Here is a 9,690-nt window from a genome sequence, read left to right on the forward strand (position 1 = left end):
TGATATCGCTATCAGTGTTTTTTTGTTGCTTGTAATTTGCCATATAATAAATAATCAACCTGCCTAAGTTGGTCAATGGTTTTGCAATTTAGGGCACACATAATCAAACGCAGGTCATCTTTCCAGCCGTTGATAATGGCAATCGCTTTTTCGACTGGGTATTTTTCAACAAGTTCTAAAACAGTGCGAGATAAACCGACTGCTTTAGCCCCTAATACCAAACATTTAATGATATCCAGAGGATGGCGAACACCACCAGAGGCAAGAATTTCCATCTTATCCACCATTGGCTGAGCATTTAAAAGGGTCTGCACTGTGCTTTGTCCCCAATCATCGAGGTAAGAACGGTTATTGCCACGCTGGTTTTCAATATAAGCAAAACTAGTCCCACCACGCCCTGAAATATCGACAGTCTGAATACCCAGGTCATGCGCCATCTCAATAGTTTTAAGGTCCATCCCAAAGCCGACTTCCTTAAGAATAACGGGAACAGGAGATTTGCTGGCATAATCAGCTAGGTTGGCTTTCCACTGATGAAAAACGCGCTCTCCCTCAGGCATAAGCAACTCTTGCATGAGATTAACATGGACTTGCAGAAAAATAGGCTGCAGCTCTTGAATAGTTTGCAGACCGAGTTCATAAGGCTTATCAATGCCGATATTGGTCGCTAATAACAATTGTGGAAATTCTGACGACTTGGGATAAGACTGGTCTTTTGGATTTTTCAGCGCAGCACTATAAGAACCCGTCACCATAACCAGTCCTGTCGCTTGGGCCACCTGAGCTATTTTGCGATTGACAGCTCTGCCTTTTTCCGAGCCACCCGTCATCGCATTGATGTAAAAAGGAAAATCAAAATCTTGCCCAGCAAAATGAGTTGTGAGATCAATCTCGCTCAAATCATAGTCTGGCAAGGAATGATGAATCAATTCCATATCGTCAAATGAATTGTAGGGCGACTGGTAAGCCAAAGCGTGCTTGATGTGGTCATCTTTACGGTTGGTCATGCTAATTCCTCCAAATCCAGTAATACAATTCCTGCATCTTCCCAGCGTTTGATGAGGGTTTTGGTGTCTGTTTGATTAAAGGACAGAGCGATGCCGCAATCGCCGCCGCCTGAACCTGATGATTTGGCAATAACGTCCAAGCCTTCTTCGGCTGCTTTCAAAGTTTTCAGAGTGTCATTGTAAATGGCTGGGCTCAAACCGAGCAACAAATCGCTGACCTTTTGCAGACTGGTTTTAATGACATCTTTATCACCTGTTTGTAAGGCTTCTTGGCAAATTAAGACTTGATTTTGAGTGTCCTTCAAAAAATCTGGTGTGATAGCCGATTTGACCAAACAAATCATATCCTTTGAAATAGAAGGTTGTCTGGTCCAACCAACCAAGAAATCACAGGCTAAAGCAGGCTTAAGAATGTCAATGCGATAGCCCCAATCCTTAGCCAGCACCTCTTGAATGCTTTCTGTGGCAATCCAACTTGCGACTTTTTGACGGTCAAAAGAGGTAAAGGCCACCAAGTCCTCATAAGTAATACAGGCAATATCGCCCATTGAACCGTTGTCCCCCATTTTCAAGAGCGTATAAGACGCCAACTTAAAAATAGTATTTGCCGATAAGTTCAAGTCATAAAAGGCAGACAAGGCTTTCAATGTCAGAACCGTCACTGAACCACTTGAGCCAATACCAAATTTCTTGCCGTCGCGCTCCATTTTTCCTGTAATACGAAGGTCAAAGGCAGGCAATGCTTCCAAAGATTTCCCCAAACAAGCGGCTAATGTCTTAATCGTCTGCTGAATAAGGGAGTAATCACTGTTTGGAGTCATGTCAGCACCTGCATCAAACATATCTGAAAAGAGGTGGATCGTCCTAGCTTCCCTAACCTGCGCGGTCATGTAAATGGGGATATTTTTGATAATAGCGGTCTGACCTGGGGTTAAAATAGCGTATTCCCCCGCAATATAAAGCTTACCGCCTGTTTGCACACTAATCGTTTTCATCTGGCAATACCTTGGTTTGTGAGGCAATTACGCGATACTTCTCTTCAAAACGTTTGGTTAAGCGCTCCAAATCATCTTCTAAACAAAGCACTTTAACGTTCGGACCTGCATCCATAGTGAAATAGCATTTTTCCCCTTGGGCACGCAAACTCTTAACAAAATCCATAGCCTCATAAGACGCATCGGTCAGATAGTTAAAAGGAGGATTGGCATGGGTATTGGTATCATGCATGGCAAGGGCGTTGCGCTCAGTCAATTCCCCCACGCGCTCAAAGTCGTTGGCTTTTAAATAAGCCAACATATCCTTGTAATCTTGTTCTGATTGTTTGACCCAATCCGCAAAAGTGGTTGAGGTTTCTACGCAACGTTTCATGCCTTCGCGGCTAGAAATAGGCTTTTTATTATCGTTTAAAACTAGCATAATCATCGCCAGCTTGAGGTCAGTCTGAACAGGGTAAATGTCGCCGCTGTCCTTATCCCAAGCTGCAATGGGTCCAAAAAAAGAACGCGACGATGAACCAGAGGCAAATTTGGCTTTTTGAGCTAGTCGAGCCTGCGTCAATCCAGTTTCAAATAGTTCGTTGCAAGCTTTGACAAGGGCTGATAGGCCACTAGAACTTGAGGATAATCCCGCAGCTGTTGGCATGTTATTGCTTGTTTCAACGCTGACAAACTGGCTACGGTCCCCACGGTATTGGTCAATAATGGCTGAAATCTTAGCGTGTTCTTTCTCGTCTTGCAAGACCCCATTGATGTAAAATATATCCTTAGTTGCTGATGGGGGCAGGAAAGAAACGGTTGTTGTCGTAAAGAGATTGTCCAAAGTCAAGGAAATACTGCTAGTTGCTGGAATCATGCAGGCAGCGTCAGCTTTTCCCCAGTATTTGATAATGGCAATATTAGCGTATGATGTTACCGTTACAGTTTTTCGATCCACGTTTGAACCGCTCCTCCTTCTTTTAATACATGACTAATGTGCTCCGCGTCAGCTTGATCGCTTGAAAGGGCAATAATACACCCCCCAAGTCCGCCACCGCTCATCTTGGCTCCAAGGGCACCATTTTTCAAAGCAAGAGCAACCAACTGATCCGAAAGATCCACGCTGACACCGATAGCTTGCAAATGACTATGGGCCTTGGTCATCATCTGACCGATGGTGTCAATAGCCTTATCTTGAATCGCTTTCTGGACGATTTCCGTCAAATCACCCAATGCCGCTAGATGAGGAAGGTTGGCTTCTTCAGTTTGTGCCACTTTTTCGACGGCTTCTCTGGTGTTACCATAAATCCCCGTGTCTGCAATCACCAAATAAGCCCCCAAATCCAAATCTAGCGTGTTAAAACCAATGTTTCGGACAAAGGTAATGGCTTGGTCACTCAAACACGTCTTGGCATCCAAACCACTCGGATTGGAATGCGCAATGATTTCCGCCTTGTTCACCAAAATTTCCAATGTTTGTCGGTCAATGCTTTGCTCAAAGTAATCAAAAACCGCTCGAATAGCTGCAATAGATACCGCTGCCGACGACCCCATCCCTCGTTTTTGAGGAATTTCGGAACGAATGGCACAAGAAATCGGAATATCCGTGTGATTAAGGTACTCAAGAGCTGAATAAATCGCAGTTGACACCGTATCGTAAAAGTCAAATGTTATCTTCTCTTTGGCTGGATAAATGCAGCACTCAACCTCAATTCCCTTAAGCGGAATCGCAATGGCAGGATAGCCATAAACCACCGAATGCTCACCCATCCAAATAATCTTACTATGCGCCTTACCAACGCCAATTTTCTTAGTCATTTTCTTCTCTTATTAAAAAATTTAGTCCACCTACCATTGTATCATCAATAACAAAAAAAAGCGACTATTACTGAAAATTGATTAGAGGGAATATAATTCTTTTCATATGCTACCCACATTTTGGAAGGAAAAAAGTAAGTATAATCCTTGTGTCTTATTGACAGTGGGATTACACTTACTTGCATTTAACAATTCTTATTGATTTTTGTAGCTAGCATCAATGCCAGAGAAAAATTGTTTAGATAATTTGGAAATGGTGCCATCTTGTTCAAGTTCTTTCAGGGCTTTGTTAATCTTCTTTTGAAGAGCTTCATCTTGACCTTTATTAAAAGCAATGGCAATGTTTTCTTCACCAATTTCACCATCTAAAATTTTCAAATCCAATCCTTTTTGCTTGATAATAGCAGCTAAAATGGTCTTAGCATTTGAATAGCCATTGACTTGACCATTTGTCACTGCAGAAAATGCAGCTTCGCGGTCATCATAAGTTTGGATGGTGGTGCTTGGATTAAATTGCTTAAGGACGGTGATTTGGTTAGAACCAACAGTTGCTGCGATGGTCGTATTGGATAAGTCATCAACAGATTTTAGGTGAGAATCTAATTGAGTGACAACACCATATTGGAAAGCAGCATACGGTGTTGAGAAATCATAGGCTTCTTTTCGTTTATCCGTTATTGCCACAGAACTTGCCACTGCATCCACTTTATGGCTAGTCAACAAACCAAATAAACCGTCAAAACTAGTTGTCGTAAAATCAACACGATAACCCATTTTATCTGCTACAGCTTTCATAACTTCTACGTCAAATCCTGTTAAATTTCCATTATCATCTTTATATAAGACCCTGGAAAACTAACCTCAGTTGTCGCCACTTTCAAAACAGGTTTATCTGATGAGGCTGTGCTTTCTGATGCTTGATTGCCCTTGGTAGCTGTTTGATAGCCAAAATAAGCAAGTACTGCAATAACCACAATGGCAATAATCCCAATAATCGATTTTTTCTTCATTCATTAATCTCCTCTAAAATAAACTTGAACAGTTGACACCACATCGTCAACTTTAGCTAAACTTTCTCCAATATTATTTTCGGGAACAATCCAAGATTGAATTGTCTCCTTACTAAAATGAGTGCTTACAGTAGGCTCTTGATAAAGCAAACTAATAAAATCATCGTGATTTTCGATTGCCTTCATCGCTGCTTGATAAACCAACTCATGTGCGGTTTGCTTACCAATAACTTTCCCCAACTTAAACATGATACGCTCTGAATAAGGGAGACTGCCTTGAATATCAAGGTTTTTCCGCATCTGAACGGTATTAACCTCTAACTCCGACAAGATATAAGTCAATTGAACTAGCTGAGCATCCAAATAACTGGTGATTTCTGGAAGAGCAACCCACTCATTGCGCCAATGAATAGCGTCACGTTCGCCATCAATCAACATAGATTGTAATATTACGCTATCATCTGAAAAAATGGGCTGCGTCAGGCTCGCAACCCCTTCTATCAAAGCTGGATTGCGTTTTTGAGGCATGGTTGATGAACCAATTTCCCCCTTACGAAAAGGTTCGTGAATTTCATTGATTTCAGTTTTCATCAGGGTAAACAGTTCATGTCCAATTTTACCCAAGGTACCAGCATAAATCCCTAAAGTCGTAGCGAATTCTGAAAAGCGATCTCTGGATGGCTGCCATGAAATATTGGGAACGACCAAACCCAATTCAGCCAAGGTTAAACGCTCAACTTCAATTCCCCTTCCGTCAAATGCAGCGTATGTCCCAACAGCACCACTGATACTTCCAACAAAAACCTCATTGAATTCCAATTGGCGTAAACGTTTGTGATTTCTTAATAATTCATCCAACCAAATGGCTAATTTAACGCCAAATGTAATCGGAATAGCGTGAATGCCATGAGTTCGCCCCATCATAAGAGTAGAAAGGTGCTTTTGGGCCAATGCTGCTACTGTTTGAATGAGGGCTTTTGAATGTTGCACAATCACATCATAGGCTTCTTTGGTTTGCAACATAATACCTGTATCAACAATATCTTGAGTGGTAACACCGTAATGCACGTATTCCCCCGCCTCAGTGCCGACTAATTCTTGAAGCGCATGAATTAAAGCAATCAAAGAGTGCCGCTTTTGAGCACTTTCTTTTTGCAAGGCCAAAAGGTTGAGATGTTCAACTTTTGCTTTTTCAATAATTTGTTGTGCTGCCGTTTTTGGAATAATGCCCAATTCACCTTCAATTTTAGCCAGAGCCACCTCAACCGCTAATTGTTTTGATACTTTGTTCTCGTCACTCCAAATCAAGCGAATCTCAGGTGTTGAAAAATTATTTTGCAATAATATCAAATCTAAAACACTTGTCATTTGTCATCTTTCCCTTTCTTATAAGGCTGAACTCTCTAAAGACCCACGATAGAGTGAATGAACAAAGGCACGCACGCGCTCATGACTGTTATTATTAGAAAGTAATAGATCCGTAGGTCCTTGTGTTAAAATTTCCCCATTTTCAATAAAGACAACATTATCTGCCGTCTTTCTAGCAAATGCCATTTCATGAGTCACTAAAATCATGGAAATGTTTTCTTCTGCCAGAGTTGAGATAACTTGCAAGACTCCATCGACCATTTCAGGGTCAAGAGCTGAAGTTGGCTCATCAAATAAAATGATTTTGGGCTTAAACGCAATAGCAACACGTTGCTGTTGCCCGCCTGATAAAGTAACTGGGTACTTATTTTCAAAATCTGCTAAACCAACTTTTTCCAAAGACTCATGTGCGATGATTTCGGCCTCTTTTCTTGAAAAACGACCGCTTAAAACCAAAGGCTGAACCACATTTTGCAAAACCGTGTAATTCTTAAACAAGTGAAATTGTTGAAAAACCATGGTTGAATGGTTGCGAATCTGACGAATCTGACGAATATCACGCTTATTTATCTTTCCTCCGATGACTTCAGTATCTCCAACTCGCAACCTTCCTGACGTTGGTATCTGTAACAGATTCAAGGTGCGTAACAGGGTTGTTTTACCTGAACCGCTTGGTCCAACAAAAGCGGTCACCGTTCCTTCTTCAATAGTTAAATCAATGGATTTTAAAATGGTTTTGTGACCTATTGTCACTTCTAAATTAGTTAACTCAATCAAACTCATCTACGGACCTCCTATACGGTGCTGTCAAATCTCTTTCAAATAGATGTTGTATCCAAGTGTAGATCACAATCATCAGCCAATACAGTAGCCCTATGGCTAAATAGGTTTCAAAATAGCGTAAAGAACCTCCTGCAATCATTTTTGCGTGGGCAAATAACTCTGTTATTCCCAAGGTGAATACAAGCGATGTTTCTTTTAGCAAACTAACAAATGTATTTCCGGTAGCGGGTAAAGCATTTAAAGTCGCCTGAGGCAAAATGACATGTAGAAAAATCTTCCAACCCGGGATGTTAAGAGCTTGCCCTGCCTCAATTTGCCCTTTATCAACAGAATTAACGGCTGCTCTAAAAATCTCAGCCAAATAAGCAGATTGTTTTAAGCCAAGACCTACAACAGCTGAGGTAATGGCGGTCATTCCTTGAAAAGCTGGAAATAACTGAGGTAAGCCATAAAATATTAAAAACAATTGCACCAAGGTCGGCATCCCACGAAATAAGGAAATGTAAACATTAGCAAAGTATCGTAGCGTTTTTTGATTGGATAGTTGAAACCATGTCATCAAAGCTCCGACTAAAATCGCTAATAACATAGAAGCCATTGCAATAAAAATGGTTACAGGAATGTAGGCAGGTAATTTTAAAAATAATTCAAAAAAGTATTGCCAACTAAAATTCATGGCTTACTCCTTTCAATAATGTTTGCAAAGCTTCATCCTTAACATCTAACAAAGCTTCTTGATTAAAGGTTTTGATGAGGTAAACCGTTTTATGATCTGAAAAAAGTGACTTCTCACCAAGGTAACGAAAACCCATTTTTTCGTAAGCATCAATGAGCCAAGGATGTTCTAGAGCCGTTCCCAGCGTCACAGCAGGTGCCTTCAATTCTTTTAGGATATAGTTGTCAATGATTTCTGATATCAAGGACTTAGCATGTCCCTGCCCTTGAAAATTAGGATTTGTCGCCACCCAGCCTAAGTGGGGGAGGAAAAAAGGACTCGGATTATCTGACCAAGGCAGCCTAACTGAAACAGACGATACCAGTTGTTTATCAAGCACTTTTACAAAAGTAGGCGTTGTTTGCAGTGCTTTTTCAAGTTCTGATTGAGTCATTATCCCTGCTTTAAAATGAATTCCTAGTCTTTCATTTGCTTCATAAGCTTGATGATACAAGTTCACTAATGCTTCACTAAATTCATATGTTGCTTGCTGATAGGTCATACATTTCCTTTCTTTTTTAGTCTAACAATGTTATTTTTTCAAAAAATTCTGATAGTTTTAGCAGTGTTTTTTCCATTAGTTGCCAATAAATGGCGTCGAGTTTCCCTTGAGTTAACTGGTGATACTTAGCAAAATGCTCTCGTGATGATAACGGATTTTGAGGAGAACCTTTAGGATATTGTACTAACTGATCAAAAATGATCTGATGATTGCTTCTGATAATCAAACGTATTGGACGTGTGCTATCATCGCTTGGCAAATCATTAAAACGGCTAATTTTTTGTGCAAATTCACGAAAGTCAGTAGATGTTTTTTCCTCGGAAAAATCAGAACTTTCCACACTTCCTTTAGATAAAACCAACCACAAAAGGTATTCAATTGAAAACTTACCTTCTAAACACGTTTTAGGAAAACGATGCGTCAAAGCCCGATCCCCTGTCGCAGAAAAATGTACTTCAATATCAGATACTTCATCAGCCCCTTATCCCAAATTGGTAAGCTTTTTCTCCCAAATCATAGCCAGCATTGGATGTAGAGCAAAAAGGGTATTTCTTAAACCATAAGCCTGGTGATAAGATTTGAGCAGGTTCCAACCAATTATCCAAGAAAGCCGTCACAGAGAAATGCTGCCGATTAAAGATTTGAAACCAACCTGTCAAGGGGGATAAGACATCATCGTAAGCTGTCATGCCCAAATTCACTAACTCATAGGCTTGAACAGCATTTCTTGCTGCAAATCCTACATTTAAAGGCTTACCATCTGTTCCTTCTTGGCAGAGAAAGCCTGCAGATTGCGTTGATGTTAACGATAATAACTGAGAATATTCGTCAACGGTAAGGTTTTAAAATAACCAATAGCAACAGCAGCAGCTAAACTACCAATGGTGGCTGTACTATGCCAGCCTTGTTTAATGTGTTGAGGTTGGCACTGCAGACCAATCCTGCCAGCAAATTCCACGCCTTGAACATAAGCCGCTAATAACCTTTCAAAAGAATCATCGGCATCACTGACAGCTAACAGCGCCGAAAAGATGACTGCACTTGGATGCCCTCGAAAATTGGCTTGAACACCGTCTAAATCATGGTAGTGAGCCAAATAGCCTGATAGCAAGGCTGATTGCTCCTTTGATGTTCGATAAGGGGTTAAAAGAATCAGATGACTGCCAGCTTTTTCGAGTGATGCTTGCAACAAACCTTTCCTTTTAGCTGATTGTAATCCAGCAGAATAACAAGCTAAATAATCTAATAAAGCTATTTTCGCAAGCGCTATGCTTTCCTTATATTGCGGAGTATCATGAATCTCTTTTTGCAATTGTTGGATCATTTTTTTAGTAACGCTCATAACTTCTCAAATCATTTCTCACCAGCGTAGTAATCCAATAAATACAGGCTCTATAATTTCTGTAGTGGGTAAATCCACCATGGAAATTATGGAGCCTTTTTGAGTGTAGAAAAAAAGTCCCATATGACCTATAATGAAAAGCGTTCAAACTATCATTCTAGAAAGGTTCAT

General features: G+C 40.6%; 13 protein-coding genes. All 13 read right to left on the reverse strand.

The features are described from left to right. Positions 1-11: 11 nt before the first annotated feature. The 13 genes from fni to ACFORE_RS03895 all read right to left on the reverse strand — a co-directional run bounded on the left by fni (position 12) and on the right by ACFORE_RS03895 (position 9,519). Complete coding sequence (gene fni, locus ACFORE_RS03835; protein ID WP_154455217.1) at positions 12-1,007, reverse strand: type 2 isopentenyl-diphosphate Delta-isomerase; 996 nt, start codon at positions 1,005-1,007, stop codon at positions 12-14. Next, the gene (locus ACFORE_RS03840; protein ID WP_154455216.1) at positions 1,004-2,002 is read right to left on the reverse strand and encodes a phosphomevalonate kinase; all 999 of its coding nucleotides are present in this window, start codon (positions 2,000-2,002) and stop codon (positions 1,004-1,006) included. Before ACFORE_RS03840 ends, fni begins: the two co-directional genes overlap by 4 nt. Continuing rightward, positions 1,989-2,939, reverse strand: coding sequence for a diphosphomevalonate decarboxylase (mvaD, locus tag ACFORE_RS03845; protein ID WP_167829306.1), 951 nt, complete (start codon positions 2,937-2,939; stop codon positions 1,989-1,991). Before mvaD ends, ACFORE_RS03840 begins: the two co-directional genes overlap by 14 nt. After that, positions 2,921-3,799, reverse strand: a complete 879-nt coding sequence (gene mvk, locus ACFORE_RS03850) for a mevalonate kinase (RefSeq protein WP_154455215.1) — start codon at positions 3,797-3,799, stop codon at positions 2,921-2,923. Before mvk ends, mvaD begins: the two co-directional genes overlap by 19 nt. 195 nt (positions 3,800-3,994) lie before the next feature. Next, entirely contained in the window at positions 3,995-4,594 is a 600-nt protein-coding gene (locus tag ACFORE_RS03855; RefSeq protein WP_240892650.1) for a transporter substrate-binding domain-containing protein, read from the reverse strand. Positions 4,595-4,614: 20 nt separating this feature from the next. Further along, positions 4,615-4,809 (reverse strand): hypothetical protein, encoded by a 195-nt coding sequence (locus tag ACFORE_RS03860; RefSeq protein ID WP_240892649.1) that lies wholly within the window; start codon positions 4,807-4,809, stop codon positions 4,615-4,617. 3 nt (positions 4,810-4,812) lie between these two features. Beyond that, positions 4,813-6,177, reverse strand: coding sequence for an adenylosuccinate lyase (gene purB, locus ACFORE_RS03865; RefSeq protein ID WP_294607278.1), 1,365 nt, complete (start codon positions 6,175-6,177; stop codon positions 4,813-4,815). An 18-nt stretch (positions 6,178-6,195) separates the two neighbouring features. Beyond that, a complete protein-coding gene (locus ACFORE_RS03870; RefSeq protein ID WP_154455213.1) occupies positions 6,196-6,960 on the reverse strand; it encodes an amino acid ABC transporter ATP-binding protein in 765 nt (254 codons plus the stop codon). Further along, entirely contained in the window at positions 6,947-7,636 is a 690-nt protein-coding gene (locus tag ACFORE_RS03875; RefSeq protein ID WP_154455212.1) for an amino acid ABC transporter permease, read from the reverse strand. Before ACFORE_RS03875 ends, ACFORE_RS03870 begins: the two co-directional genes overlap by 14 nt. Continuing rightward, entirely contained in the window at positions 7,626-8,177 is a 552-nt protein-coding gene (locus tag ACFORE_RS03880) for a GNAT family N-acetyltransferase (RefSeq protein ID WP_154455211.1), read from the reverse strand. The genes ACFORE_RS03875 and ACFORE_RS03880 overlap by 11 nt, the downstream gene beginning before the upstream one ends. Positions 8,178-8,193: 16 nt before the next feature. Continuing rightward, positions 8,194-8,601, reverse strand: a complete 408-nt coding sequence (locus ACFORE_RS03885; RefSeq protein WP_154455210.1) for an MmgE/PrpD family protein — start codon at positions 8,599-8,601, stop codon at positions 8,194-8,196. A 49-nt stretch (positions 8,602-8,650) separates the two neighbouring features. Next, complete coding sequence (locus ACFORE_RS03890) at positions 8,651-8,866, reverse strand: hypothetical protein (protein ID WP_154455209.1); 216 nt, start codon at positions 8,864-8,866, stop codon at positions 8,651-8,653. Positions 8,867-8,979: 113 nt separating this feature from the next. Next, complete coding sequence (locus ACFORE_RS03895) at positions 8,980-9,519, reverse strand: MmgE/PrpD family protein (protein WP_235280911.1); 540 nt, start codon at positions 9,517-9,519, stop codon at positions 8,980-8,982. Positions 9,520-9,690: the final 171 nt, after the last annotated feature.

Source organism: Streptococcus alactolyticus, assembly GCF_042649785.1.
Taxonomy (GTDB): domain Bacteria; phylum Bacillota; class Bacilli; order Lactobacillales; family Streptococcaceae; genus Streptococcus; species Streptococcus alactolyticus.

What these genes read in the sequence shown, in the direction of transcription:
- fni (WP_154455217.1), bottom strand. Translation starts at nt 1,007, where the DNA reads ATGACCAACCGTAAAGATGACCACATCAAGCACGCTTTGGCTTACCAG.
- ACFORE_RS03840 (WP_154455216.1), bottom strand. Translation starts at nt 2,002, where the DNA reads ATGAAAACGATTAGTGTGCAAACAGGCGGTAAGCTTTATATTGCGGGG.
- mvk (WP_154455215.1), bottom strand. Translation starts at nt 3,799, where the DNA reads ATGACTAAGAAAATTGGCGTTGGTAAGGCGCATAGTAAGATTATTTGG.
- ACFORE_RS03855 (WP_240892650.1), bottom strand. Translation starts at nt 4,594, where the DNA reads ATGAAAGCTGTAGCAGATAAAATGGGTTATCGTGTTGATTTTACGACA.
- ACFORE_RS03860 (WP_240892649.1), bottom strand. Translation starts at nt 4,809, where the DNA reads ATGAAGAAAAAATCGATTATTGGGATTATTGCCATTGTGGTTATTGCA.
- purB (WP_294607278.1), bottom strand. Translation starts at nt 6,177, where the DNA reads ATGACAAGTGTTTTAGATTTGATATTATTGCAAAATAATTTTTCAACA.
- ACFORE_RS03870 (WP_154455213.1), bottom strand. Translation starts at nt 6,960, where the DNA reads ATGAGTTTGATTGAGTTAACTAATTTAGAAGTGACAATAGGTCACAAA.
- ACFORE_RS03875 (WP_154455212.1), bottom strand. Translation starts at nt 7,636, where the DNA reads ATGAATTTTAGTTGGCAATACTTTTTTGAATTATTTTTAAAATTACCT.
- ACFORE_RS03880 (WP_154455211.1), bottom strand. Translation starts at nt 8,177, where the DNA reads ATGACCTATCAGCAAGCAACATATGAATTTAGTGAAGCATTAGTGAAC.
- ACFORE_RS03890 (WP_154455209.1), bottom strand. Translation starts at nt 8,866, where the DNA reads ATGACAGCTTACGATGATGTCTTATCCCCCTTGACAGGTTGGTTTCAA.
- ACFORE_RS03895 (WP_235280911.1), bottom strand. Translation starts at nt 9,519, where the DNA reads ATGAGCGTTACTAAAAAAATGATCCAACAATTGCAAAAAGAGATTCAT.